This window comes from Thermococcus sp., from assembly GCF_015521605.1.
In the GTDB taxonomy this organism is placed as follows: domain Archaea; phylum Methanobacteriota_B; class Thermococci; order Thermococcales; family Thermococcaceae; genus Thermococcus.
Genome location: NZ_WANV01000037.1, coordinates 13,719 through 39,743, shown reverse-complemented (window position 1 = coordinate 39,743; position 26,025 = coordinate 13,719). Strand labels below are relative to the sequence as shown.

The 26,025-nt window shown below is 56.0% G+C and carries 25 protein-coding genes; 14 read left to right on the top strand and 11 right to left on the bottom strand.

Features of this window, described 5'->3' with window-relative positions; all coding sequences use genetic code 11:
- Positions 1 to 212, bottom strand: a 212-nt coding sequence (locus tag F7C11_RS09720) for a VanZ family protein (protein ID WP_297092999.1), incomplete at its 3' end; no start/stop codon positions are given.
- The gene (locus tag F7C11_RS09715) at positions 209 to 1,099 is read right to left on the bottom strand and encodes a thiamine-phosphate synthase family protein (RefSeq protein ID WP_297092998.1); all 891 of its coding nucleotides are present in this window, start codon (positions 1,097 to 1,099) and stop codon (positions 209 to 211) included. The genes F7C11_RS09720 and F7C11_RS09715, both read right to left, overlap by 4 nt.
- Positions 1,100 to 1,218: 119 nt before the next feature.
- On the opposite strand from F7C11_RS09715, the gene pyrB reads away from it, so the two are divergent.
- On the top strand, positions 1,219 to 2,145 hold the full coding sequence (gene pyrB, locus F7C11_RS09710; RefSeq protein WP_297092997.1) for an aspartate carbamoyltransferase: 927 nt from the start codon (positions 1,219 to 1,221) through the stop codon (positions 2,143 to 2,145).
- Positions 2,146 to 2,601 (top strand): aspartate carbamoyltransferase regulatory subunit, encoded by a 456-nt coding sequence (pyrI, locus tag F7C11_RS09705; RefSeq protein ID WP_297092996.1) that lies wholly within the window; start codon positions 2,146 to 2,148, stop codon positions 2,599 to 2,601.
- A 23-nt stretch (positions 2,602 to 2,624) separates the two neighbouring features.
- Here pyrI and F7C11_RS09700 read toward each other — a convergent pair whose 3' ends face one another.
- Entirely contained in the window at positions 2,625 to 3,215 is a 591-nt protein-coding gene (locus F7C11_RS09700) for a hypothetical protein (RefSeq protein ID WP_297092995.1), read from the bottom strand.
- A 126-nt stretch (positions 3,216 to 3,341) separates the two neighbouring features.
- Between F7C11_RS09700 and F7C11_RS09695 the strand changes: the two genes are divergently transcribed.
- Genes F7C11_RS09695 through F7C11_RS09675 form a run of 5 tightly spaced genes read left to right on the top strand, consistent with a single transcriptional unit; the run spans position 3,342 to position 6,333 of the window.
- Positions 3,342 to 4,142 (top strand): hypothetical protein, encoded by an 801-nt coding sequence (locus F7C11_RS09695; protein ID WP_297092994.1) that lies wholly within the window; start codon positions 3,342 to 3,344, stop codon positions 4,140 to 4,142.
- Complete coding sequence (locus F7C11_RS09690; RefSeq protein ID WP_297093004.1) at positions 4,139 to 4,711, top strand: AAA family ATPase; 573 nt, start codon at positions 4,139 to 4,141, stop codon at positions 4,709 to 4,711. Before F7C11_RS09695 ends, F7C11_RS09690 begins: the two co-directional genes overlap by 4 nt.
- Positions 4,708 to 5,277, top strand: a complete 570-nt coding sequence (locus F7C11_RS09685) for a hypothetical protein (protein ID WP_297092993.1) — start codon at positions 4,708 to 4,710, stop codon at positions 5,275 to 5,277. The genes F7C11_RS09690 and F7C11_RS09685 overlap by 4 nt, the downstream gene beginning before the upstream one ends.
- A complete protein-coding gene (locus tag F7C11_RS09680; RefSeq protein ID WP_297092992.1) occupies positions 5,274 to 5,756 on the top strand; it encodes a flavodoxin family protein in 483 nt (160 codons plus the stop codon). The genes F7C11_RS09685 and F7C11_RS09680 overlap by 4 nt, the downstream gene beginning before the upstream one ends.
- Positions 5,757 to 5,766: 10 nt before the next feature.
- Complete coding sequence (locus tag F7C11_RS09675) at positions 5,767 to 6,333, top strand: metal-dependent hydrolase (protein ID WP_297092991.1); 567 nt, start codon at positions 5,767 to 5,769, stop codon at positions 6,331 to 6,333.
- Positions 6,334 to 6,369: 36 nt separating this feature from the next.
- On the opposite strand, the gene F7C11_RS09670 is transcribed toward F7C11_RS09675, so the two are convergent.
- The 3 genes from F7C11_RS09670 to F7C11_RS09660 form a co-directional block, all read right to left on the bottom strand.
- The gene (locus tag F7C11_RS09670) at positions 6,370 to 7,419 is read right to left on the bottom strand and encodes a hypothetical protein (RefSeq protein ID WP_297092990.1); all 1,050 of its coding nucleotides are present in this window, start codon (positions 7,417 to 7,419) and stop codon (positions 6,370 to 6,372) included.
- A gap of 80 nt (positions 7,420 to 7,499) precedes the next feature.
- Positions 7,500 to 8,849 carry a phosphoglucosamine mutase gene (glmM, locus tag F7C11_RS09665; protein ID WP_297092989.1) on the bottom strand — a complete coding sequence of 450 codons (1,350 nt, stop codon included), beginning with the start codon at positions 8,847 to 8,849 and terminating at the stop codon, positions 7,500 to 7,502.
- Positions 8,850 to 8,908: 59 nt separating this feature from the next.
- A complete protein-coding gene (locus F7C11_RS09660; protein ID WP_297092988.1) occupies positions 8,909 to 9,355 on the bottom strand; it encodes a hypothetical protein in 447 nt (148 codons plus the stop codon).
- A gap of 121 nt (positions 9,356 to 9,476) precedes the next feature.
- Here F7C11_RS09660 and F7C11_RS09655 point away from each other — a divergent pair, with 121 nt between their 5' ends.
- The gene (locus F7C11_RS09655) at positions 9,477 to 9,899 is read left to right on the top strand and encodes a hypothetical protein (protein WP_297092987.1); all 423 of its coding nucleotides are present in this window, start codon (positions 9,477 to 9,479) and stop codon (positions 9,897 to 9,899) included.
- A 21-nt stretch (positions 9,900 to 9,920) separates the two neighbouring features.
- Here the strand turns inward: F7C11_RS09655 and F7C11_RS09650 are convergent, their stop codons facing one another.
- From F7C11_RS09650 to F7C11_RS09630, 5 genes are all read right to left on the bottom strand, one after another.
- Entirely contained in the window at positions 9,921 to 10,631 is a 711-nt protein-coding gene (locus F7C11_RS09650) for a hypothetical protein (RefSeq protein ID WP_297092986.1), read from the bottom strand.
- Positions 10,632 to 10,668: 37 nt separating this feature from the next.
- The gene (locus F7C11_RS09645) at positions 10,669 to 11,052 is read right to left on the bottom strand and encodes a hypothetical protein (protein ID WP_297092985.1); all 384 of its coding nucleotides are present in this window, start codon (positions 11,050 to 11,052) and stop codon (positions 10,669 to 10,671) included.
- A 132-nt stretch (positions 11,053 to 11,184) separates the two neighbouring features.
- Positions 11,185 to 12,384 carry a calcium-binding protein gene (locus F7C11_RS09640; RefSeq protein WP_297092984.1) on the bottom strand — a complete coding sequence of 400 codons (1,200 nt, stop codon included), beginning with the start codon at positions 12,382 to 12,384 and terminating at the stop codon, positions 11,185 to 11,187.
- Entirely contained in the window at positions 12,377 to 14,521 is a 2,145-nt protein-coding gene (locus F7C11_RS09635; protein WP_297092983.1) for a hypothetical protein, read from the bottom strand. Before F7C11_RS09635 ends, F7C11_RS09640 begins: the two co-directional genes overlap by 8 nt.
- 138 nt (positions 14,522 to 14,659) lie before the next feature.
- On the bottom strand, positions 14,660 to 15,436 hold the full coding sequence (locus F7C11_RS09630; protein ID WP_297092982.1) for a BtpA/SgcQ family protein: 777 nt from the start codon (positions 15,434 to 15,436) through the stop codon (positions 14,660 to 14,662).
- Positions 15,437 to 15,669: 233 nt separating this feature from the next.
- Here F7C11_RS09630 and F7C11_RS09625 point away from each other — a divergent pair, with 233 nt between their 5' ends.
- From F7C11_RS09625 to F7C11_RS09600, 6 genes are all read left to right on the top strand, one after another.
- Complete coding sequence (locus tag F7C11_RS09625; RefSeq protein WP_297092981.1) at positions 15,670 to 18,648, top strand: PKD domain-containing protein; 2,979 nt, start codon at positions 15,670 to 15,672, stop codon at positions 18,646 to 18,648.
- A gap of 103 nt (positions 18,649 to 18,751) precedes the next feature.
- The gene (locus tag F7C11_RS09620; RefSeq protein WP_297092980.1) at positions 18,752 to 21,979 is read left to right on the top strand and encodes a transglutaminase domain-containing protein; all 3,228 of its coding nucleotides are present in this window, start codon (positions 18,752 to 18,754) and stop codon (positions 21,977 to 21,979) included.
- Positions 21,972 to 22,961 carry a hypothetical protein gene (locus F7C11_RS09615; protein ID WP_297092979.1) on the top strand — a complete coding sequence of 330 codons (990 nt, stop codon included), beginning with the start codon at positions 21,972 to 21,974 and terminating at the stop codon, positions 22,959 to 22,961. The genes F7C11_RS09620 and F7C11_RS09615 overlap by 8 nt, the downstream gene beginning before the upstream one ends.
- On the top strand, positions 22,958 to 23,932 hold the full coding sequence (locus F7C11_RS09610; protein ID WP_297092978.1) for a MoxR family ATPase: 975 nt from the start codon (positions 22,958 to 22,960) through the stop codon (positions 23,930 to 23,932). Before F7C11_RS09615 ends, F7C11_RS09610 begins: the two co-directional genes overlap by 4 nt.
- Positions 23,929 to 25,182 carry a DUF58 domain-containing protein gene (locus F7C11_RS09605; protein ID WP_297092977.1) on the top strand — a complete coding sequence of 418 codons (1,254 nt, stop codon included), beginning with the start codon at positions 23,929 to 23,931 and terminating at the stop codon, positions 25,180 to 25,182. The genes F7C11_RS09610 and F7C11_RS09605 overlap by 4 nt, the downstream gene beginning before the upstream one ends.
- Entirely contained in the window at positions 25,179 to 26,006 is an 828-nt protein-coding gene (locus F7C11_RS09600; RefSeq protein ID WP_297092976.1) for a hypothetical protein, read from the top strand. Before F7C11_RS09605 ends, F7C11_RS09600 begins: the two co-directional genes overlap by 4 nt.
- Positions 26,007 to 26,025 lie beyond the last annotated feature (19 nt).

Below are 26,025 nucleotides of genomic sequence, written 5' to 3'. Positions count from 1 at the left end.
GTCCTCCCGGGAACGAAGAGCTGCAGGGATTCCAGGAGAACCGGCAGCGGGAGCAGGTAGGCCCACAGTGACCACCCAATGAGACCGAGGAGAAAAAACTCGAAGAAGTGCACAAGCTTGTCCCCGTTCTGTACGGGGGATGATGGGGTTCCCGGCGCGAGGTTCAGAAACAAAAGGAGGAGTATGTACTGGGGAAGAAATCTCCGCCTCAAAGGTTCCTCACCAGCCTCTTGAGCTTCTCAACGACCTCTATGGGGTGCTTTCCAAAGAGGTACACGAGGGGCTCCACTCCAAAGCCTCCAACGTCAATAACAGCATCGTAGGAGTCCTCCCGGAAGACTTCCGCGATTGTCCTTATGGCGTCATCCTCACTCAGCCCCCCTGTTTTTACCCGGACGACCTTGAAGCCGGCCGCTTCAATGGCCTTCTCCACGTCCGGCCCGTACCTGATGTTGAGGACGCTCCGTACCTCGGGCCTTATATCGGCCAGCTTAACGAGTATCCCTGCGGTGAAGGTGCTCGCCCCAAATTCTGGCGGCAGGGCAAAGGCCTTGCCCTTAACGGCAGTTATCCTCCCGGGGATAGCCGCAACGTCCTCAATGCTCCTCGGGGACGAAAGGGAGTAGGCAAAGTTGCTTCTGACTTCGGGAATGAGGGAGGGAAAGCTTTCGTCCTTTAGGAGCTCGTTGAGCGCCATGTTCAGAACCTCAAGTATCTCGCCGCGGCTGGAACCCACAGAGAAGAGCGAGCGACACGCCTCCTCGCTCACCCCGGCGTATTCGGCGTAGAACCTGCACAGAAAACCGCTCTGAAAGAGCTCGAATACGCGTCTCGCCACAAGAAGCACGGCATCCTCCCTGCTCCCTCCGAACAGGATGAAGTTAGAAACGTCGTTGGCTATGTCCTCCAGCCTTCGTGTAACCTCTTCAGGGGGAGTTTTGTATCTCCCCGCCAGATACTTGCTGACCATCGCCTGCGTTATACCCAGGTACCCCGCTATCTGGGACTGCTTCATCCCTTCACGGTAAAGCCTCTCAGCTATCTTCGCCCTGAGGAACGGCATCAGTTCTTCGGCCACGTACACGCTGGGTGTCTTCATGCTACCACCCTAAAACAAAGTTATCGAATTTTCGAACCTATGCTTAAAGCGTTACCGTCGACAATTTTATGTCAAAAAACGTTTAAAAACCCATCGATTTTTACATCAGAAGGGCTTTTATGGACTGGAAAGGACGCGACGTGATAAGCGTTAGGGACTTCTCGAAGGAGGACATCGAGTTTGTTTTGGAAGTCGCTGAGAGGCTTGAGGCAGAGCTCAGGGAGAAAGGCTCGCTCGAATATGCGAAGGGAAAAATCCTCGCGACGCTCTTCTTCGAGCCGTCAACGAGAACCCGCTTAAGCTTTGAGAGCGCCATGCACCGCCTCGGCGGCTCGGTCATAGGATTCTCTTCCGCCGCCAGCACGAGCGTCAAGAAGGGCGAAAGCTTGGCAGACACCATAAAGACCGTCGAGCAGTACAGCGACGTAATAGTCATACGCCATTCCATGGAGGGGGCGGCGAGGCTGGCCGCGGAGGTTGCCGAGATACCGGTGATCAACGCAGGGGACGGCAGCAACCAGCACCCAACCCAGACCCTCCTCGACCTTTACACGATAAAGCGCGCTTTCGGGAGGATTGACGGCCTCACTATAGGCCTGCTCGGCGACCTCAAGTATGGAAGAACCGTCCACAGCCTGGCGGAAGCCCTGGCCTTCTACGACGTCGAGCTGTACCTGATTTCACCGGAGCTCCTGCGGATGCCGAGGCACATAGTTGAAGAGCTCAGGGAGAGGGGTGTGAAGGTTCACGAGACGACCGACCTGGAGGGGACGATTCCGGAGCTGGACGTTCTCTACGTCACCAGGATCCAGCGTGAGCGCTTCCCTGACGAGCAGGAGTACCTCAAGGTCAAGGGCAGCTACCAGGTCAACTGCGCGGTTCTAAAGAAGGCCAAGGCAAGCCTCAGGATAATGCATCCCCTCCCGAGGGTCGACGAGATACACCCAGAGGTCGACAGAACGGAGCACGCGCTCTACTTCAGGCAGGTCTTCTCCGGAGTTCCCGTGAGGATGGCCCTCCTCGGACTGACTCTGGGGGTGCTGTGAATGGCCGAGCTCAAGGTTACCGCCATCAGAGAGGGAACCGTCATAGACCACATCCCGGCAGGAAAGGGGCTGAAGGTCATCGAGATACTCCGCCTCAACAGGCCGAACGGCGGCGTCCTCCTTCTCGCCTCGAACGTCCACAGCGGAAAGCTCGGAAGAAAGGACATCGTCAAGATAGAGGGCAGGTTCCTGAGCGAGGAGGAGGTCAACAAGATAGCACTCATCGCCCCGACGGCCACCGTCAACATAGTGCGGGACTACAAGGTGGCCGAGAAGTTCAAGGTTGAGATTCCCGACGAGATAAGCGGAATCCTCCGCTGTGCCAATCCAAACTGCGTCAGCAACCACGAGTACACCGTCTCAAAGTTCCACGTCGTCTCCCGGGAGCCCCTAAAGGTGCGCTGCCACTACTGCGAGAGAACGATGGAAGAAGAGGAGATACTGGGCAACCTATGAGCCCTTTTCCAACTTTTCATCTTTCACTTCAGCAGGTGCGGAACGCGCCTTAGCACCGGGATCGTTGCTGCAAGGCCAACAAAGACGTCGATGGCACTCTGAATGACGTTGGGCAGACCTATGGCGATCCAGAAGGGAACCCCAGTCCAGGTCTCGACCACCTCAACGACCTTCTCCTGCGGAACGCCCAGCCATATCTCAAGGGCCACGTAGTAGTTCAGGGCAACCATCAGGGGGACCCTGACCGCGATGCCTATCAGGAAAGCCAGGACTGCAAAGGCCACGGTTCTCCTTCCCTCTGCGTTCTCGAAGTCAAAGTGGGTGAGCCTTCTTGATACTTCCAGCCCGACGAGAACGCTGAAGGTCGCAGTCGCCTTCATCATGCCGCCCAGCCAGCTCGCCGATGATATGAGCCCCAGCCCAACGAACAGCAGGAACACCGCAATGAGACCGCCGGCAAAGCCAGTGATGAGGTAGGCCATTATTATGGGGACCGCTACGAGGTCTATTTTCATGCCCCAGACTGTGGGCATCTCCACTGGAATAACCTCAAGCATTAGCGAGAGCCCCAGCATCATTCCGATTACAGCTATCTCCCTTGAACTCATCCTCATGGTCAAACCCCGGTGCGGACTTTTGTTCCATAATTTATAAATTTTTGTTCCATATATGGAATATCAGGCAAGGAACCCAAAAAGAACCCTTAAAAGCAGCGCCCCGGAGATACCTTGGGAGGGACCATGTTCACGGTCGAAGGGATATCAGAGCTGGTCACAGAAATAAGGCGGGAGAACGGCTTTCCCGAGAGCCCGTTCAGGATAGACGAGGTCCGCTACGACCCGGAAGGGGACAAGCTCTTCATCATCGCCCACGACAGAACCGACAAGAGCGTCGTCATAGGCAACAGCTTCGTCATCGGGAAGCTCCGCGAGAGGCTCGGCGTTAGACAGGTAACCGTTTATTCAAACCTTGACCTGGGGATAAAGAGGAGAAAGCTGGAAGAGGCCGAGAACCTGATTAGGGGCACGGAGCTTGAGTTCCTCCTCCCGATAATTGAGGCCGAAAAGAAGTTTCCGCCCAGGAAGTGGCCCGACGTGAAGGGGGACGTCAAAACGCTAGTCTTCCTAAGCTTCAACGCGAGGGCCCTGCTCGGCTTTGCCAGGAGGCTGAACCTTCCCCACGATGCCGTTGGGATCAGGTACGCGTTCCCGAGGCTGGAGTACGAGCCGATAGAGGCCGAACCCGGGGAACTGTTTTTTCCGGACGGGGAGAAGCTGCGTAAAATCGCGGAGAAGCGCGAAGCGGAGCTCGTCCTAGCTGACTTTCCCTTCGGCCTGAGGTTCGAGAGGGAAGTGGCCCTTCTCAACCCCTTCCGGCTGCTTCATATAGGCTTCTTCGAGCTGAAATATCTCTTCGGCTTCGATATGCCGACAGTCTACGACAAAAAGGCGTTGATCAGGTTCATCACTTCCCTGACCTATGAGGGGCTTATGGAATCGACCGACGGGGCGAATCTAATCTGGAGGATGTGGAGAAAATGATAGTGGGCGTCGTTGGAAAGATAGCCGCCGGAAAGACGACGGTTGCAAAGTTCTTCGAGGAGAAGGGATTCTGCAGGGTTTCCTGCAGCGACCCGCTGATAGACCTGCTCACCCACAACGTCTCGGACTACTCGTGGATTCCAGAGCTGCCTGAGAAGGCCGAGCCGACGCGGGACAGGCTCATAGAGTTCGGGAAGTACCTCAAGGAGACCTATGGCGAGGACGTACTCATAAGGCTCGCCGTTGACAAGATGAGACACTGCGAGAAGGTCGTCATAGACGGCGTCCGCTCCGAGGGAGAGATAAGGGCCGTTAAGAGACTCGGCGGAAAGGTCATCTACGTCGAGGCAAGCCCGGAGGTAAGGTTCGAGCGCCTTATAAAGAGAAAGGCGAGCAAGGATAAAGGTATAAAGAGCTTTGCCGACTTTAAGGCGATGGACGACGCCGAGGAGCGCCTATACCGCACGGGCGAGCTGAAGAGCCTGGCGGATTACATCATTGTCAACGAGGGGACCCTCGAGGAGCTGAGAAGGAGGGTGGAAGAGATAATCAAAGAGGTGGTCGGATGAAGCTCCTGATAGTAGCCCCCTGCCTCCTGAGCCCCTTTTACGTTTACAGAGGGCCGAAGGAGAAGGAGTACGAAACCGCAAAGCGGCTCCGCGAGCTTATCGGGAAGCTCGGCGATGACTGGCAGGTCTTTGCCTATCCGTGCCCCGAATATGCCTTAATCGGCTGGCCGCGGGCACCGGCGAGCAGGGAGGTTTACGAGAGGCTTGGCATGCGTGAGAGGGCAAAGGTGATAGCGGACTTCATAGGGAGGGTTCTGACGGAGGAGAAGCCCGAGAAGGTCGTCTTCGTCGGGGTTAAAGGCTCCCCGACCTGCGGCGTCTTCCACACGAGCTCAAGCGACCCGGAAGGCTATCCCTACAGGGCGATGCAGGAGTTCTTCTACCTGAGCAAGGAGGAGAGGCTTGAGCGCTCGAAGGGACTTGTGGAGGAGGGAGGCTTTAAGCTCAAGCCTTTGCCCGGGATACTTTTCGAGATACTGATGGCGAGGTTCCCTGGGGCGGTTTACCTGGAGTTCGACAAGGAGGACATAGGGGGAAGCCTTAGAAGGCTGGAGGAGGCCCTATGAGGGCCCTCATAGTCTATGTCTCGATACATCACCGGAACACGGAGAAGGTAGCAAGGGTCATCGCCGAAGTCCTCGGGGCGGATATGGTCAAGCCCTGGAAGGTGAAGCCGGAGGAGCTTCTGAAGTACGACCTCATAGGCTTCGGCTCCGGGATATACTGGTGGAGGCACCACTGGGGCCTCTTCAAGCTCGTTGAGAACCTCCCAAAAGTCGAAGGGAAGAAGGCCTTCATTTTCTCCACCGCAGGCATGAACATCAGATGGTACAACCACAGGAGGCTGAAGAGGAAGCTTATAGAGAAGGGCTTTGAAATCATCGGGGAGTTCTCGTGCAGGGGCTGGGACACGAACGGCTGGCTGGCTAAGATAGGCGGCCTCAACAAAGGACACCCGAACGAGAGGGACCTAAGAAAGGCCAGAGAGTTCGCGGAGGGGCTGAGGACAAAAGCGTTAAATCCTCCCGCGTCAAAGAGCCCTTAGATGATGCACGATGATGTGGTACACCCATGTTGTTTTTGGAGTCCTGTTCTACCTGATAGCCGTCCTGTTTGGGGCTCCCATGAACCCCCTCGACATCGGCATGGCCGCCTTCGGGGCTCTTATGCCTGACATAGACCACCCCAAGTCATACATCTCGACGAAACTGCCCGGCGGTTCGGTCATGCCCCGCTTCGTCGAGCACAGGGGGACGACTCACTCGATAGAGGGCGCTTTGATAATCACTGCCCCCATCGGTGGGATAGCATACTGGATAACGGAGAGCTACTGGTACGCAGTGGCGTTCCTCATCGGCTACATCTCGCACCTCTTGGCGGACACGCTGACAGTTTCAGGCATCAAGTGGAGCCGCTTCTCGAACTTCCACCCGAGGGGCAAGATAAAAACGGGGACCAGGGGCGAGGGGCTGGTTCTAATACTGGTTACCTTCGCGACGGTAATGCTCTTCGTCTACATCGTCATGCCAGAGGAGACGAGCAAGAACCTCGGCTGGGCCATGCTGATGGCCATCATAGTGACCTTCGCGATAATAGGGAAGAAGCTGAAGAGGCTGAAGTGAGAACAAGAATTTGAGATATCACTAAGAAGTCATGTATTAAAAGTCTTCCCGCATATAATCATACAGTATATCCCCACAAACAGTTATCCCATCTGGATCTAGTTCCTTCCAAGAAATTGCACGATAACATCGTCCTTCTTTCAATATCAAATAGTTATCATCTAAAAAGTCAAATAAAAAGCCCTTTATAGTACCTCCATCTTTTGTTGAGATTTGTATCCAGGGAGTAGCTGTTTCTTTCTCTCTCATTTTCAATTTCCAAAGAAGAGACGCTAAATTTGACTCAATCTTACTCGTTATTAACCCGATTAAAATGAATTCTAGAATAAACACAGTAAATGTCCAAATTTTGATGCTATCGGAGACCTTACTTAAACTAATATCAAATTGAGTAATGAGAGAAGACATCATAGCAACCAACATTAGGAATAGTTTAGATTTGCACTTCCAATTATCAGCCAACAGAGATTCTCGAAAAAGCATAACTGATATTACGGTAATTCCAAAAGAGATTATTAAAATGGATTTCCAATCCCATTGCATGTCTAGCAGATTATCTAGATAATAAGCAGAAAATATTCCAACAAGCCCAAATGCTGAAAAAACATAAATTAAGTATGCAGAACCTCCTGCAGTTTGAAGAGCATCAAAGGTAAGGTTTTCAGGTATACTTTTCTTTATGACATTAAACTGTGAAAAAACAAAACTCCAAAATAAGAAAACTAACCAAGAAAAGTACACTATAGCCACTAATAACCCATAATACAAATCAAGTACTTTTTCATGAATACCAACAAAGCTTATCCACAAAAGATATAACAGAAACAATTTAGAAACCGACCACAGGCTATACGCTTTTAAAACATTATTTGGGGCAATTAACATCATTACGCCTATCAAACTTTCTCTAACCTCGCCAAAAAGACTGTAAATCGCACCATATGAAAGCAAATGTCTTTGGACTCGAGATTTCTTAGATAGGTTAAATATTTCCATTTTGTTCTTCAAACTACCCCACACTACAAGAACAAAGGATAATATAGCACCAACTGCCCCAATAACCTGAGAAAGCTGGTTAATATCCACTGCACTCCCCGATACTAATGTAGGTCTCTTTGGAATCTTAAATTTTACGTAGAAAGTAAAATCAACGATAAGCTGGGATATTAAGCCCTCGCTATCGCCCCCCTCACCAGCCTCTCGGCCCTCTCCATCAGCTCTCTAGCTTTTTCCTCAGTGTGGGCCTCCAGCGTTATCCTCATTATCGGCTCGGTTCCGCTGGGCCTGAAGAGAATCCACCAGTCGTCATTCTCTATCCTTATCCCGTCTATGTCTATCAGCCGTTTGTAGTCGAAGGCCTTCAGGGCTTCCTTGGCTATGATTTCCATCGCTTTAGCTTTCTTCTCGTTGGGGCAGGGGATTTTGGCACGAAGGGTGACATAGCGCGGGACCTCCTTGGCGAGCTCGCTCAGCGGGCCGAGCCTGTCTATCATCTCAAGGACGAGCGCACCGGCGAATATTCCGTCGGGAGTTAGGTTCCACTCGGGCATTATCCACGTGCCGCTCGGTTCGCCTCCAAAGATTCCACCGTGCCTGGCCAGCTCGTCAGCGACGGCAACATCCCCCACGCGGGTTCTCAGAACCCTGCCTCCAAAGGGTCTAACATAGTCATCGAGGGCAAAGCCGGCATCGACCGTCGTCACAATCTTGCCCTTCCCAAACTTCCTAAGCATGTAACCGGCTATAAGTGAGAGCATAACCTCGTATTCCACGAAGTTGCCCTCGTCGTCCACAACTCCAATTCTATCCGCGTCCCCGTCGTGCGCTATGCCGACGTCGGCCTTCATCGCCTTCACGGTCTTCGCCAAAGCGGACAGGCTCTCCGCGTTCGGCTCAAGCTCCCTCACGAAGAAGCCACTCGGGTGGGAGTTGAGCGATATGACCCTATTTCCAAGCTCGCGCTGGAGGTATGGAGACAAAACGCTCCCGGCACCGTTTCCGGTGTCGAGAACGACGCTGTAAGAATCGTCGAGGTGAACCATCTTGAGGGCTTCCTCGATGTATTCTTTAGATGGGTCGGCCTTTCTGAGGCTTCCAATCTCGTTCCAGGGGGCCTTCCTGAAGTTCCCGGATTCGAGGATACCCTCAAGCTCGTTCTCCATTTCAGGGGTGTACGCCATCCCGCTGGTCTGCCACACCTTAATGCCGTTGTACTCCGGCGGGTTGTGGCTCGCTGTGATCGTTACGCCTGCATCGGCACCGTAGAGCTTGATGGCGAAGCCGGTCAGAGGCGTGGGTGCGAGGCCGATGTCTATAACGTTCGTTCCCGCAGAGAGAAGCCCGCTCACCAGAGCCCTCTTCAGCATCTCGCCGCTTGTCCTCGTGTCCATGCCGACGACGACCGTTCCCCCACCGAGGTAAGTCCCCAGAGCCCTGCCAACATTGAGGGCAAGCTCGGGAGTAAGCCTTTCATTGACGACCTCTCTGATGCCGCTGGTTCCAAAGTACTTCCCCATGATGACCACCCGTGAGAATTATGGGAGGTGTTCGGACGCGGGGAATATAATTTTTCCGCTCAGATGCTGAAGAGGCCGCCGCCCTTCACCTTGACGCCGGCCGCTTTGAAGGCCTCCTTGATCTTCTTCACGTTCATCGACCCCGGGTCGGCCTTGAACTTGATGCTCCTGCGTCCCTTTATCTCCAGCTCGTCCATCTTCCCGCTCTCGTAGTCCCCGGTTTTGAGCTTGACCTCCTTGATTTCCGCCATGGGGATGAGGAAGTTCTCCTCTGACTCTTTCAGTACCTCGCCCGGCTCCATATCGTAGTACCTCTCGCTGTAGCCAGCAAGGCCAGCCAGGTAGCCGGTGATGCCGCTGGCCTTCTCCTTCCCCTTTGCGATAGTTTCCCTCGTGATGTGGACCGCTATGACCCTCTCGTTTGTTATCACGAGGTTGACCGCCGCCGAGCTCAGAAAACCCTTCTTGTAGGAAACGTTGGGCACGACGTAAAGTACCTTCTCCATACGAACCATCTCCAGGCTCAGAAAGGGCGAAAGAATCGTCCTCCTGGAGTCTCTAAGGCGCCATCACTTATATACCCACCGCCCAACAGGCGTATATACGATGAGTGCGTATCCTAAACCGGTGATTCCCGTGGAAGATGACTTCCCCTACGCCCGGGCGGTGCTGCTGTTCTCCACCGCAGTGCTGGCCGTGCTGACCTTCGCCGGCCTGTACTTCGACGTGAGGATAACGCTGATATCCCTCCCACTGCTTGTCTTCCTTGCGGTGCTCTTCCTCGGCTGGAGCGGCAACGAATGCCTTAACAGGGGCGAGATGAGAAGGGCAATAGCCGCCACGCTCGTGGCGACGTTCATAGTGCTCGTCCTGGGGAGCGAGTACGTGGCGATCCCCTCCGAGCTGAGAAACTACTTCCTCGGGGTTCTGTCCACGATAATAGGCTTCTACTTCGGCTACCGCGGGAGAGAAACCGAGGAGGAGAGAATGGAACGCATAATCCGGGGGCTCAGCGGAGTGGACAATAAAATAGAAGGAGGACAGCCATAATAGACTTCCCACATCCCGGGTTCAGCTGCCGAAGGTCGCTATCTCCTTCCCCTCGGGGCTCAGCACGTGGATAACCACGTTCCCGCCGAGTCTCTGGGACAGCTCGGACGCCATCTGTCTGTAGGTGTTTTCGGAGTCGCCTATCTCTTCCCTGCTCTCAAAGGAGCTCACGGCCTTCACGTTGTAGGGGTTGCTCCCTTCGATGATTATGTCCCACGGCCCCTCGCCGACGAGCGAGACGGCGTAGTCAAGGACGGCCTTCGCTTTGTCCTCGCCAACGCCGGCGTACCAGACGTATATGGTGCCGGAGTTCACGTGGGAGTACCTGCTCTCCACGGAGAGGAGCTCGCTTCTATCACCGGTCACGAGCTTCAGGACCGATTTAGAGCCCCCAAACACGTCCTGCGACATCTTCGATGCCATCATTTCCACGTAGAACCTCGTGGCATCGTCTATCTGGTCTGGGCTGGTGTAGGGGACAGTCACCTCGACGGTGTAAGCGTCCCCGTTCTTACTCAGGTAGACGTCCGTCTCTCCGGTTATCTGGAAGTTGTCGCGAACGAAGCTCAAAACGGATTTTGCCTCCGAGAGCGAGACATCGCCGGAGTAGTGCACCGTTACCTCATTTATCGTGAGGGTCTTCTCAGTCTTCACGTTCGTGTCAGGGTTTTCACAGCCGGCCGCGATGACCAGAAAGGCCACCGCGAGCACGACAAAGGCAAACTTTCTCATCACACATGCCTCCGGTTTTTGAGGAAAAACGAAAGGGTCACCTCTTCTCGAGCCGGTAGATTCCAACGCTGACCTTGTAGGAGTCTACGTTCACTGGGCCCTTGTAGTCCACCCTGACCTGGAATGGCTCGTTCGAGCTGTAGATCAGACTGTTAGTTTCCGACTCCGTCAGGACGTTGGAATTCTGATCCAGGATGGTTATCTTCTCAACGGAACCCTCGCTGCTCGCGTTGATGTAGTACTTCCCGGGATCGAGGACGTGCGATAGGTAGAAGACGTCACCGCTTACCGTTTCCGTTTTGACCTCGACCGGCACCTTATCGTAGGTGTTGAGGTAGTAGTACTGCATGCCGAAGACCGCCACTATGCCTATGACGATGAGCAGGAAGAAACCCACTATGAGTTTTTTGATGAGTCCCATAATATCACCTTCCGGAGACTACCCACTTTATCAGCCGCCACACCGCCCAGAGAACCAAAGCAAGGACGGCCAAAACAATGAAAAACCCAATGAGCGGGGCCAAGGGGTGGAATCCCGTAAGCGGCGTTCCCCTCACCCCTCTACGTTCCTGTAAGCTATCGTGATCCTGTGGGAGCAGTCGCCGGTCTTCTCATGGCTCACCAAGGCGAAGACCGTGTAGGTTCCGTCGGCGTTCCTGTTAGCGTAGACATGGCCGGCCTTTATCTCACCGCTCACCTCGTCGCTCGGATAGCCCGAGGAGGGTACCTCATCCACGGTAACTTCCTCCAAGCTCATCTCTCCGAGGTCAACGTAGTGGCCGAGCAAAGCCGGATACTCAACGCACCATGGCTCAGCGGAGAGGTCAACGTCTTTCCCGCCAAAACTCTCCACGACCTCGCCGGTAGAGAACCTGACCGCCGCGGCCCCATCGGTGTCGAGGGTTACCCGGTGAACTTCTCCCAGAGTCCCGGTTACCTGGCTCGGTGAGGAGGTAGTTGAGGTCGAGAGCGACTCGTAGCACTCCCTCGCCTTCAGGTAGAACTCGTAGGCCTCCACGGCTTCATCGCTCGACTGGTTTTCAGCCATCAGTTTAGTAACGTTGTTATAGGCCTGAACGTAGAGCCTGTAGGCGTCCTCCCTGTTGTCGGGGCACGTGAAACCCGCTTCACTCCCGTTTTCAGGCGGGTAAATCGTGATACTGCCCTCAAACTCGTCGAAGACCCCGTCGAAGTCGTAGTCGTGAAGATCGGGGTTCCCGTCGTAGTCAACGTCCCTCTCGTCTATGATTCCATCACCGTTGAGATCCCACGCGTCGGCCTTCCCGTCACCGTTGGTGTCGTAGACGTCGGGGATACCGTTCCCGTCCATGTCCCAGGAGTAGCTCTTAACCCCGTTCAGCTCGGTTATCCAGGTGTCGGTCTTTCCGTCGTAGTCGCTGTCGAGGTACGCGGTATCGAGGTTCCCGTCGCCGGTGGTGTCAATGTATATCGCATCAACTACTCCATCGCCGTTCCTGTCACGAGTTATTACGTAGCTCCCGTTGGCTTTTACAGCCGAGAGGCCGTTTCCGACGTAAACGTCTGAAGTCCCGTCTCCGTCAACGTCGTTCCAGCCCGGTTCCAGCGTTGGCTGGTTCGATGTTTCCGTTGTTGTGTCCCCTCCAGACGTCCCGTTTCCACCCAGGTTGTCCTTTATGTGAACAGCGTCGTCTATTATGTGCGGGTTAGTGCGGTAGATGTAGAGGCCCACGAGGATGAGGAGTATCAGCAGAATTGCGGTGAGTTTACCCATTGTCCTCCACCTCCACGAAGTTCATGTTGAGCCAGCCGCCGCCGACGCGTTTGAACTTCTTGCCCGTCTCGTAGTCCTCGTAGATTCCAGGTATGGCCGTCTCGTGGAGGACATAGCCGTTCCATGTAAACCAGCCCTGGTTGCGCTCCTCTATCTTTTTCCTGAGGTTGATGAGGGCCCCAACGGTTGCATCGGCCATGTTGCCGAAGTAGCCTGTCGGGTCGAGAAGCTTGCCTATCTTGGTCGCGCCATCGAGGACTATTATCGAGACCTTGGCGTTGTTCGGGAGGTTCATGTTCTTTAGGTCGTTTGCGTGGTCCAGGAGGGCCTTCGCGTCCAGGGCGACCATGTAGACCCCTGCGGGGGTTGTGAAGAACTTGACTTTTTCAGTTCCCTTAAGCCTGACCGCGTCGCCGACCTTCTCGAAGTTATCCGCAACGAACTTCGACCAGTCGAGGACTCCCCCGGAGTTGTACTGTCCGCCCACGAGCCACTTCGGGGGCTGGAGAACGCCGGTTAAGATGAGGTTCGTTATCGCCGCCTTCTCCGCCTCGTCCTTCGCGTACTTGTAGATGAAGTTCTCCATCTCAACGTCCCTGGCAACCGGGTCGTAGCGGTACTTCTCTGCTATCTGCCTCAGCTGGTAGCGCTTCTCCGGGTCGTTCGCGAATATCGAGAGGAGCGCCCTTATCCTCTGCTGGCCGTAGACCTTTCTATCCATGTAGGCGTTCATCTCCTCGACCATCTTGTCCGGGTCCTTGATGTCCCTGTCGTGTATCTCCCTGAGGTCGTCCTCGTAGACGTTGTAGAGGGAGGCGTAGCTGGGGTGGAGGCTCTTGACCTTCTCAAGGTAGTCAATGTGGCGCTTCATTATTGACTCGGCCCACTCAAGCTTCTTCTGGTAGACGCATTCGTCGCAGGTCGCTATGTCCGGGTCGTCGCAGTCTACCAAGCCGTCTCCGTCGTTGTCTATCATGTCCCCGGGCTTTTCCTCATCGTTCGCTAGAGTTATCTCGACGCTCCCGCTCGCGAGCAGTGTTTCCTTGGAGTCAACGGTTCCGTAGACCTCAACCTTCACCGTTCCCTTCTGAGGTTCGCTCAGGCCGGTGTTCTCAACTATGACGAGGTCTTCAATGGTGCCGTCGCTGTACACCCTCGCCCTGCTCCTGCTCCCGTCTGGGGAGGTTATCACCGCGTAGGGGTTCTTGGCATCCCCCGAAAACCTCGCCTTCACGTTGATGACGAAGAGGCCGAAGCCGCTCGACGAGGTGAACCTCTGGCCGGAATAGGGTGAAGTTATGCTCACGCGGTAAGCATCACCGGAGGAAGCCATGTCCACGCTCGCAAAGGCCAGTCCCATGAGCGCATCGTGAACCCTTTGAACCTCAGAGACAGCCATCTCCCGCCTCTGGAGTACCGTCTGGAGGTAAGCGCTGTATCTCTCGCCGTCAATGACCCTTTCGTAGTAGCCCTCGGGCTTCGTAGAGTCAACCCTGTCGCATTTTTCTCCCGAGGCTTCCACAACTACGGCAGTGTCATTCGAGCAAACGGCTATCGTGTAACCCGGATCCTCCCAGAGCTTGACGTCCTCCCACCCTCCGCCGGCAGAGATCATTACCACGAAGTTCCCGCGCAGATGGACCGAGAAGTAGGCGACGCTGGGGTTTATCCTATAGGTTTTACCGTCGCTCGCATCGTAAGTGCCGGTGCTGAAGGCCACGAAGCCGTAGCTGGTTTCACTGCTGACCCCTGTGAGGTAGTCCACACCGTCCGTGTTGTTCTTCATCTGGTAAAGCATGTAGAGCTGGGAAAGCTTGCCCGCGAGGTCTCTGAACAGGGCCCTCGCTTCATCTGTAGAGTTTAGCCTCGCTATGATGAGGTTGACCTCCATGTTGGGAACCGAAGAGGTGGCCTTTCCGCTGAGCCCATAGGAGTTCGGCACTGGGCTTCCATTCGCCAGGGCCAGGGCGTCTTTTTCCGCCGAAATGAGGGTTACCCCTATCCCCTGAAGCTGGCCAGGGGTTGGGAAGTAACTTGGAAGCTCTGAGGGCTGAATTTCGATGGAGCCCATAACCGGGACACTGCCGAGTAGGAGAAGCGTTAGAAAAAGTATTGCAAGCGCTTTACTTCCGGACATTCCATCACTTCCATGGCAAAACCATCTCGCAGAAAAGAAAAGCGGGACAGGTCTTGCATTTCCACGAATTACGCATTTATGGGTAATAAGAGTTTCGGAAAAGAAAATTCGAGGAGAGGTTTGTAAACAAAATTTTCTTCAATGACGAAGATTTTTCGCCAAATATACCAGTCTCTCTGCCCGTTCCAGAGAAACCTCGTTCTCAACTTTTCCATCGCGCTTTATCCAGGTCCCAACTATGAACCCGTCCGCGTGCCTCCAGAGTTCGGGGATGTTGTCGTATGTCGTTCCCGAGCCGACTATAACGGGGACGGGCGAGACCTTCTTTGCCAGGGCGAGCCTCTCGACATCAACAGGCTTTCCCGTGGCCTTCCCGCTCACGACGACGGCGTCGGCAAGGCCCCTCTCAACCGTGTCCCTTATGGCATCCTCGAAGTCGAAGAAGTGAACCGCGTGCTTGACGTGGACGTCAGCAAAGACCTGAATTTTTGAGGGAAGGAGCTTTCTCAGTCTGGCGAGCTCGTGGGCGATACCCTCTATAACCCCCTGGTCGGTGTAAGCTACACCGCTCAGCACGTTCACCCTTATGAAGTCTGCCTTTACAGCGTAGGCTATGGAGTAAGCGGCGATGCCATCATTCCTGAGGACGTTTATTCCCAGCGGGAGCGAAACCTCGTCCCGGATTGCCTTGGCGACCGCGGCAAATGAAGCCACGGTTGTCTTGTCCACGTACTTCGGGAAGGGGACGTCCCCAAAGTTCTCGACCATTACCGCGTCGAAACCAGCTTTTTCAATAGTTTTCGCGTCCCTTAAGGCGGCTTCAATCACTCCATCTAAATCGCCGTCGTAGAGGTAAGAACCCGGAAGGGGCCTCAGATGAACCATCCCGATGAGGGGCTTTCTCTCGAAGTCCATTGTATCACCTGAGGAAAGAACGTCTGTGAAATAGTTAAGGGTTTTGGCCTCCGCGGACCAATTCTGAAAGTTTTGGGAGAAAGGAGTTTAAAAACCGCTTCACACTGGGCGATATTCAACCGCAATATTGGCTAATTGAAAGAAAAAAGGGTTATATACGTCAAATGGGGAGGGTTTATTAAACTGCACCGGTTTGCTCTTCTGCAAGCCCCTGCAGGCACGGAGGAAGCGTTATGAAAAGAAGAGAATTCCTCGGCGTTTTTGTCCTCGCGGTTATGCTGTTCTCCCTTGGAGTTCCCGGCGCTGGTGCGTGGCAGGCCGACCTGATCTCCGGGCTGAGGGGAGGGACTGTGGTTGCCGACGAGGAAATAATCATAGGTGACCGGAAGGACGTTATGTACGTTTATGAGGACGAAAAGGGAGAGCTCATGAGGAGCTTTGACCGCGCGTTCCAGAAGTGGGACGAGATGGCGGCCGGAGACGTCAACGGCGACGGGAAGGCCGAAATAGTCCACGCCGACAGGAGCGCCGACAAGATATACGTCTACGACCTTAACGGGAGGGTACTGAGCAAAAGGAGCACCGACTTCGAGGTGGGGGACGACATAGCCGTCGGCGACCTGAACGGGGACGGGAGAGCGGAGATAGTCCACGCGGACAGGAGCAACTGGATAAAGATTTACACCGGAGAGCTGAGCCTCCTTAACTCCTTCAAGGTGGAGCAGTTCGCGGACGGCGATTCGATAGCAATAGGCGACCTAAACGGGGACAGGAAAGGGGAGATAATCCACGCCGACGACAGCGAGAACCTGATCACAGTTTATGACATGTACGGCAACGCGCTGATGAGCTTCTCCGTGGATGACTACTTCGACCTCAAGCCAAGGGACGAGATGGCTACCGGAGACGTTAACCTGGATGGGGTTGACAAGATAGTCATAGCCACCAGAGACACGCCCAACCAGGGTGTCCACATATTCTACGCCGACCTGGGCAGGGGGAAGGCCGGGGAGATAGGCAAGTTCACGATGACCTTCAAGAAGGGCGACAGGATAGCCGTCGGAGACGTCAACACCGACGTGGCAGAGGAAATAGTGTGGGCCTCACAGAGCGGGAAGGTCAAGGTGTTTAACATGGCCGGCGACATGCTCAACGGGCCGGAGGGGTTTAAGACCAAGTTCACCTACGGGGCGGGATTAGCGATTGGCGACCTCGACGGGAACTCCATAAAGGTCGGAACGCCCAGTAAGGCCACCATGTACGTGGACAAAAAGCTCATAGCGGTCATAAACGCCCCGCCCGTGGACTACGACGTCATAAACGAGACCGGCCTCTTCTACTCCCAGTACAGGACGACCACGAGCAGCACGATTAAAGGCTCCGTGAAGTCTGTCTCGGACACCACCATAAGCACGGGGCTGAGCCTGAGCGGGAGCATTCCGGGACTGAGCATCAGCGCGAACCTCGACTTCTCAGCACAGCAGACCCTCCAGAGGGAGAGGGGAGATGCCTACACCGAGGAGATATCCTACGAGATAACCGCCGACATGAGCGATGGGGCGCTCTACGTAACGACTGCCTACGACGTTTACGAGTTCCCCATAATAGACCCGCCCGAACTCGCGGTGATAGACGGTGAGCAGCAGTACATACTCGTGACCGTTCCGAGGGGGCCACCGGTGGTTTCGTTCCTGGAATATGAGTCTCCAATACACAGGATAGGGGACATAACGACCTACCCCGAGAGACCAGAGAGCCTCATCGGCTACGACGTGAACACCGTCCTCGGGAGCTTTACGATGGAGGCCGGAGAGGTCGGCAAGAGATACGAGAGGCTCATGCGTCAGCTCAACTGGGAGAGGAGCACCAACAGCTTCAAGACGACGGTCTCAGCCGGCCTGGTGACCTCTGGAGGGGCCTTCCTTCAGGGGACCCAGTACATCAAGGGCACGTACTCCAGCGAGAAGGTCGTTACCCACGAGGTTTCGTTCTCCAACGAGACGAAGATAGTGGTCGAGTACAGGGGAAGGATAGGCGAGCCGGAGAAGAGGTACACCGTTACCGGGTACATTTACCGGGACGTTGAGGAGGGCTACCTCGTCCTCGACTACGTCGTCAGCGACATGGGGGACTACTACTGGAACAGGAAGTGGAGCCCGATCCTCATAGACCTCGGACTCTTCCAGCTGAGCTACGACCTGTTCCTGAGCATGAACGCCCCGCCCAAATGCACACTGAGGACAAGCCCGGAGAGCGGGCAGTTTCCTCTGGAGGTGGAGTTCAGCATAGGGGTGAACGACACGGATTCTACCTTCAGGTGGGTTCTGGACTTCGGGGACGGGGAGACTATAGAGGGCAACTCCACGAGGGTCAGACACACCTACACCTCAGAGGGGACATACATCCCGGTTCTTACCGTCTACGACCCGTGGGGCGCCAACGGTACGTGCATAGGCGGTGTGAACGTCCAGTACAACGAGAAACCAACGGCCGGCTTCACGTACTCACCCGAGGGAGCGAAAGCCGGGGAGAGCGTAACGTTCACGGAAGTCTCCGACGATCCGGACGGAAGTATAGCCGGCTGGTTCTGGGACTTCGGAGACGGGAGCACCTCGACGGAGAGGAACCCAAGCCACCGCTACGATTCCCCCGGAACGTACACGGTTAAGCTCACAGTGAGCGACAACGCCGGTCTGAAGGCCATAGCCTCAAAAACACTGAGTATCCGGCCTCAGAACGAGCTGCCGACTGCGGGCTTTGAGGCATCCCCAGCCGAGCCGAAGGCCGGCCAGGAGGTCAGCTTCACGGACACCTCCACAGACCCGGACGGAAGAGTCGTGAGCTGGAGCTGGGACTTTGGCGATGGAACCACTTCGAGCGAGGCAGAGCCGGTTCACGTATACTCCAGCTCCGGCAACTACACCGTGACGCTGACGGTTAGGGACGATAAGGGCGGGGAGGACACGATTAAGGCCTCAATCCTCGTGGAAAAGGCCCCGGAAACGACCACCACACCGAAGGAAAAGGAGACCAGAACGGAAACACCAAGCGGGACGGAAAGCCAGACGGACACCCCGGAGGTCGGAACACCTGGCACTGAAACGTCGCGGCCCTCACCGACCTCCGGAAGTGCCGGCGCCACGTGTGGCGTTGGGGTCCTGGCACTGCTGGCCGTTCTCCCAATCATTCTTAGGAGGAGGCGCTCCTCCTGAGTCTCCATCATTGTTCAGCGAAGGCACAGTTAAGTCCCGGGCAGACCAAACTTTTACATCAATGAAAAGCCTTATATAACCCACTGGAGAAGTAGAAACTATCATGGCGAGGCGGAAATACGTCTCATTTCTCACCCTCACACTGCTCTCCCTCCTCCTTACCTCCGTCGTGCTTGGACCAGCCCTCATCGAGGCACCTCCCGGAACCAAAAGCATCGAGGAGATGCTCTCACCAAAACTTCCGCCCGGAAACGAGACCAACGAAACCGGGCCGCCGGTCGAGATTCCGGTATCTCCGCGCTTTGTGCTTCTCGTCACCGGCGCGGCCCACACCCACTACCTCAGGCTCAACGTCTACACCGACTACGTGGACGGACGGTGGCTGACCAGAAACGCCACGAAGATTCCGAGCAACGCCCTTGCTCCCCCTGAGATAAGGGTCCCCCACCACAGTGAAAGGGACAGCATAACCGTCGTCTCGTTTCTGCCCCTCAGGGGCAACCTGTTCACGTCCCTCTACACGACCCGCGTCGACGGTGCCGGAGCGGAGGCCATTCCGGAGTACAACCTCTTCAGAACCGCCCTGAACGTGACCACCTACTCATTCTCCGCCGTCAGCTACACGTTTGACTGGCCGTATCTGATGAACCTCACGGCAGGAAACCAGACGGAGTACCTCTCCGCTCCCAACGACACTCTGCTCACGGAGCTGGCCAGGGGCATAACCCTGGGCTCGCGCTCTGACTACGAAAAGGCCCTCTACATAGCCAGATACCTTGCCAACAACTACAGGCACGTGGAGAACGTGAACCCTCCCGAGGGGACGGACAGGTTGACGTGGTTCCTGTTCCAGTCCAAGGAGGGCAGCTCCTACGACTTCGCCTCGGCCTTCGTGATCCTGGCCAGGCTGAACGGCCTCCCCGCGAGGCTCGTTGAAGGGGTCTACATCGATGCAATCCCCCAGACCCAGGTGGTGACGGAGAAAAACAGGCACTTCTGGGCCGAGGTCTACTTCAACGATGCCGGCTGGCTGGTCTTCGACCCCCTATACCCCGACCAGAACGTTTACACCCCCTTCGAGCTCAACGTCTCGCCACCGAAAATGACCCTCAATCCCGGTTCCTCCGGGACTGTCACGATAAAGTTTGAGAGGGTCGCCAGCGAGACTAACTCAAGCGTCACCGTGGATGTTCCAGTCCTCGGGAGGATAGCCGTCATCAACGGGTCGGGGATATACAACCTAGCGGTGGGGCCCTTCGAAGAACCTGGTTATTATCCCGTCATGGTGAGGGCATTTACAAATGCAGGAACACCGGCCTCCGTGCTCCGTCTCACAGCGGTCACAGTACCGGGCGAGATAACCGTCATCCCGGAACAGGCGGCCGTTGGCCTCCTCAAGGAGAGCCAGGTCATCCTTGGACTCCCTGTACACGGCGCCACCCAGGACGTGAGGCTCAACACGACCTCCCCGCTTGTTGAGACGTGGTTCTGGTGGGGAACGCCCGGAAGCGAGACCGGGATATACGTCAGGCTGGCCTCGCCGCTCAGATACCCCCTCGGATGGCACATCGTGAACATGACCGTGACGAGCGGCACAAAGAGGTATCCCCTCCACATCCCGGTTTTTGTTATGGAATCCACCTCGATCAGTGCAGATATCCCCTACACCCTGACGGCGGGGGATTCCCTCATCATAAACGGCACCGTACGCGGGATTTCCACGGGGAGTACCCCACAGCTGGGAAACATCGTGGCACTCCTGAGCGACGGCCGGAGGGACGTCCTGATAGGGTACGGCAACCTCTCGGACGGGAGGTTCTCGCTTCCCATCAAGATTCCGGAACACATCGGACCCATGACGGCCCAAGTGAAGGTGTACTATGCCGCACCTCTCGGGTATCCGTACCTCTCCTCAGGCACGACGGTGACGGTCAGGATAAAGGGGCTGGTGAAGTTTTCGATTCCCGACCTGATTTTGGCCCTGCCAGGAAACATCACAGTGGTGGGGCGCCTCGTCAATGGAACAGACGGCCCAATAACCAACGCCACCGTCGCCTACTACCTGGATGGCAGATACCTCGGAAACGCAACGACCCGCACGGACGGCAGGTTCTCCCTGAAGCTTGAGATTCCGGGGATAGAGGAACACGTGCTGACCCTCGAGTATCCGGGAAGCGCCAACTACTCCCCGGCGACCATGGCCGTCAGGGTGGCAACCATTGAGCTCGACGTTCCAGATAGAGTAACCGGCGAGCTCGGAAAGCCAGTTAGAATCAGCGGAAGGGTCATCGGGATTGAAAACGCCACTCTGAATGCCTACGTGTTCCCGGGTAAGACCTACACCTTCAACGTCGTCAACGGAAGCTTCGGATTCACCATTGAGCCATTCCAGACAGTCGGAGAGAGGTCAGTGGAGTTCAGGCACGGCGCCAGCATTCTGAAACGGATAACCGTTGCGGTGGTATCCCCGGTAAAGATAGAACTGCTGACGTCGGAGGCGAGGGGCGAGAAAACCGCCCAGCTGAAGTTCCGGGTCGTGAACTCGGCCAACGACCCCGTCAGCGGAATATACCTCAACGTCAGTGTGGACGGCTTTGCGATGCGCGTAATGACCAACGGCTCCGGGATAGCCACCCTCGACGTCCCAGTGCCCGAGAAGGAGACCAACGCAACGGTGGTTGTTTCCTTCGACGGCTCCCCGTACTACCTGCCCGCCAGCGGGAGGTTCTACGTCATAATCTCCAGAAAGCGGAAAATCCCCTGGCTCTACATCGGCGTGATCCTGGTCATCGGGGCCCTGGTGGCCAGATACCGGCTCGTAAGGAAGAAGCCTGAGGAAAGAAGGGGGGAAAGGATTCTGAAGATAATATTCAACAACGGCATACCGCTGTTCCAGGAGGGCGAAACCATGGAGATAAGCATAGAGTGCGACGGTGAGCCGGAACTCTACGTCGATGGAAAGCCCTTCGGGAAGGGGCGGGACTTCAAGCTGACCCTGCCACTGGGAGACCACACGATAGAAGCCCGGTGCGGCGACCTCTCGGAGACCGCAACGGCAAGGATACTGCCCAGCTACAACGACGCCGTCGTGGAGTACTACGAGAGGTGCTTCCTACCCTGGGCGAAGGAGGTAGGGGTGGAGGTGGACGAACTGACGCCCAGGGAGATAGCGGAGACCCTCACGGACATGATGTACCCGTGGGAGCCCATAGACACCCTCACCTGGATATTCGAGAAGGCCAAGTACAGCGGGAGGAGGGTCTCAAGGGACGAGTTCATACGGTTCTACCGCTCGGTACTCGAGGTAATAGGGGGTGGCTGTGTTGTTTAAGCTCAACTGGGGAAGAATCGCGATATACATCGGTGCCCTAACGCTCATGTATGCCCTCTCCACCCAGAGGGGAGAGCTGGAAGCCCTCCTCATGCCGACCGCAGTCCTGGCTCTGTTTTTAATCGCCGGAGACGTTGCCGGGGCGATAAAGGGAGAAAACGAGGCCTTCGCTCTCAGGCTGCTCGGAGTAACCCTCTCGGCACTCCTGATGCCGACCGAATGGAACATTCCGGCGGCCATGATCGTGTTTGGCGGGGGGATGGCGGCGATAGCACCAAAACTGGAGGGCCATTCCCGGTTCATCAGGGGGGCAGGGCTCTTGATTGGCCTATACGGCGTCTCAAGGCTTCCCCCCATCGGAGCGATGGGAAGCGTCTTCAGCTACGCCGGCCTTTTCCTGTTCCTCGGCTACGCAGTGGCGGAGCTCGGAGAGAGGTACCCGTGGACCGAGCCGATTGAAAGAAACCTGCTCGGACTCGGTGCCCTCGGTGCAATCCTCGGCCTCTACGTGGCAGTGAGGGGAAGCCTGAGCCAGAGCCATCCGGAGGTTGTGTTCTACGGGGAGTGGCTGGTTCTTCTCCTGGGCGTTATAGCGGCTGGGAGCATGGTCTACTCGTACGTCAGCGAAAAAGACCCGGAAGCGTACCTCCTCTCCCAGTGGAGAAAGCACGAGGCAAAGACCGTGAAAAAGCTTGGCCCCGAGCTCTCCGAGGCGATGGAGGCGGTTGAGGACTTTGTGGTGCGCGGGAGGAAAGCGGCGCTGGTGGCTTTTATAGCCTACTACGGCTCTCGGCTCTTCGATGACAGGAAGAGGTTCGAGGCGCTCATCGGGAAGATAGCCGACTACAAGGCCAGGCAAACCTCAAGACTGACGCCGCTCTGGATAAGGCACGCCTACGAGAGGAGGGAACTTGAGAGGAGGACTAAAATCGTTGAGGAGGTTTTTGAGGAACTGAGAACTCTCATGGGGTGGGAGTCATGATTGGGATTAAAGAGGCGTTTGAAACCCTTGAGGAAATCGTTGAGGAAATCTCTCGGGTGTATATTGGTAATGAGGGTGTTGTTAGGAAGACTTTGGCGGCTGCTCTGGTGAACGGGAACGTGCTCTTCGAGGATTACCCTGGCTTGGGGAAAACCCTCCTGGCCAAAGCCTTCGGGAAAGTCCTAGGCTTAAAGTACACGCGAGTCCAATTCACCCCAGACTTACTACCCGCAGACATTCTGGGCACCAAAGTCTGGCGGCAAAACCTTGGAACCTTTGAACTCATTAAAGGTCCAATCTTCACGCACGTTCTACTGGCGGACGAGATTAACCGGGCTCCGCCAAAGACTCAGTCGGCATTGCTTGAGGCGATGGAGGAGAAGCAGGTGACGATTGAGGGGGAGACGTTCCAGTTGGAGCGGCCGTTCTTCGTGATTGCGACTCAGAATCCGATTGAGTTCGAGGGGACTTACCCCCTCCCCGAGGCTCAGTTGGATAGATTTCTCCTTCGCTTGCGCGTTGGTTATCCGAAATCACTTGAGGATGAGGTTGCCATTCTTGAGGCTCGCTTGTCCTGGCGGAAGGATGATCCGACGGTTGATATGAGGCCTTTGATTGACCGTGAGGTTTTTGTTAGGATGCAGGAGTTGGTTGAGACTGGTGTTTACATTAGTAGGGATTTGTTGAGGTACATTGCCGAGCTTATCAGGAATGCTCGGGCTGATGAGCGGGTCGAGGCCGGGCCGAGTCCTCGTGGGGGTATTGCCTTGATGAAGGTGGCTAAGGCTAATGCTTTGCTTGAGGGGAGGGATTTTGTGTTGCCTGATGATGTTAAGGCTTACGCGGTGGATGCTTTGGCTCACAGGATTGTGGTTAAGCCCGAGTACGCTTTTGAAGGCATAAGCGGGGAAGAAATCATCAAAGAAGCCCAAGAAAAAACACCCGTACCCAAAGAGGCGGGGGAGCGATGAGGAAAAGCCTGACCGGATACATCCTCTGGGCATTGCTCCTCGGAACGGCCTTCCTCTCGCCGGGGATGATAGCCCTAGCCATAGTGCCGCTCTCCCTGCTGGCCCTGGCGATGCTCGTTGACCCCCCAAGGGAGGTGAGGGTGAGGAGAAAGCTCTCAAGGCGCGAGATAAGGCTCGGCGAGGAGGTCGAGATCAGGGTTGAGGTTACCGTGGAGAGGGGAATAGGACTGGTCGTCGTCAGGGACCCGCTTCCAAAGAACGCCGCCCTTACATCGGGAAACAACGTCGGGGTCTTCTTCAAGGGGCTGAAGCCGCTGAAGGTGAACTACACCTACAGGATACGGCCGATGCTCAGGGGATTCTACACCCTGCCGAGGAGCGAGGTAACCACCAGAAACCCGCTGGGGACGAGGTACATCTGGGGACTCTACGGCGAGGAGCTCAGGCTCAGGGCAGTCCCCAAGGTTATCAGGACGGTTCCGATAGCGGAAACACGCAGGAAGGCCAAGATAAGCGTCCCTGAGACAAGCTTCTCGATAAGGGGGCCGATCTCCACTGACTTCAAGGAGATAAGGGACTACCAGACCGGAGACCCGATGAAGCTCATAAACTGGAAGGCCACCGCCCGGATGGGACAGGTTCTCGTCAACGAGTTCGAGAGGGAGGGCAAGAAAACAATCCTGTTCATAGTCGACGCCAGGGAGGCCATGAAGATAGGTACTGAAAGCGAGAGCCCCTACGAGCACGCCATGAACCTGGTCGCATCGATGGCGCACCGCTTCCTCAGGAAGGACTACCACGTGGGTCTCTACCTCCTTGGGGCAAAGAAGTTCCTGCCGCCAGCCACGGGGCCGAGACAGCTGCACACAATGGTCAGAACTATGATGGACTTCGAGAGGGTCCAGACCGAGGAGGAAAGCTTCGCGGACGCGGTTGAAAGGCTGAAGAGGATACTCGTCCAGTACACTCCCCTGGTAATATACGTCTCCAACGTGCTCGACAGAACGGCCGGGGAGACAAAGAAGGGAATCCTGACTGTGATGGCAGTCCATAGGGGAAAATCCAGGCCAGTGGTGGTGGACATCTCGGTCTACCCGACCCTCGACCCCAGAACGGGCACGCTGATTGAGATGGAGAAGAGGGCGATAACCTCTGAGCTGGAGGGCACCGGAGCTTACGTCGTCCGCTGGCTTCCCGGACGGGAGGAGATTGGGGAGGTTCTGAGCAGGCTGCTGGGGGAGATAAGATGAACTTCAGGGCGGTAAAGCTTGCGGTGGTGCTTCCGGCGATAATCCTCACGTCCCTGGCGTATTCGGACGTGTTCCGTCCCGGGGACTACCTGCTGGCGGCGGCCCTTGGAATAATCCTCCTGGGAACGTTCCTCTCCCGGGGTTCTGCCAGCGGGACGGTCTTCCTCTCGACGGTTCTCTACGCGGTGCCCTACTCGATAGCCCTCTCACAGTTCCTCCCGATAGCCTTCCCAGAAGCATACAGAAACCTGAGCGAGGCGATACTGGCAAGCCCCTACTTCTCCAACCCCCTGGCGATCTTTTCCCTGATAGCCCTGAGCATACTCGCCGACTACATCGAGACCGCCGAGACGTGGGAGAACGTCCTGAGGGGACTTGGGTGGAGGGGAACCGGTGGAAAGACCCTGCTCTACGGCCTTCCCGTCATCCTCCTGGCCTTTGCACTTTCACTGGGGCTCCTGTGGCTCGGGAGGAGTCTGGGACTTTCAACAACGGGAATCCTGCTGCCGGTTCTCCTGCTCGTCCTCGGCATGGCCATGGCCTATTCCTCAATCGAGAGCGGGAGCTACAGGAGGGTCATAGTTGCGGTCGAGGTTCCCCCCATGAACGGCGAGGTGGTGATAGAGACGCCCGACGAGAGCCGGGTCATGCCCCTGAGCCGTTCCGCCTCCTTCGAGTGGGACACCCTCCGGCTGGAGGCAGAGCTGAAGAAGAGGCCGAGACGGGTCGTCCTGAAGGAGGGGGAGGAAAGGGAGATCCTGACCCCCCTCATAGAGAGTGTTGACGGTGAAACGCTCTTCCTGCTCTACAGGAAGGAAGGTTAATATACTCCCGCCTCCAAGG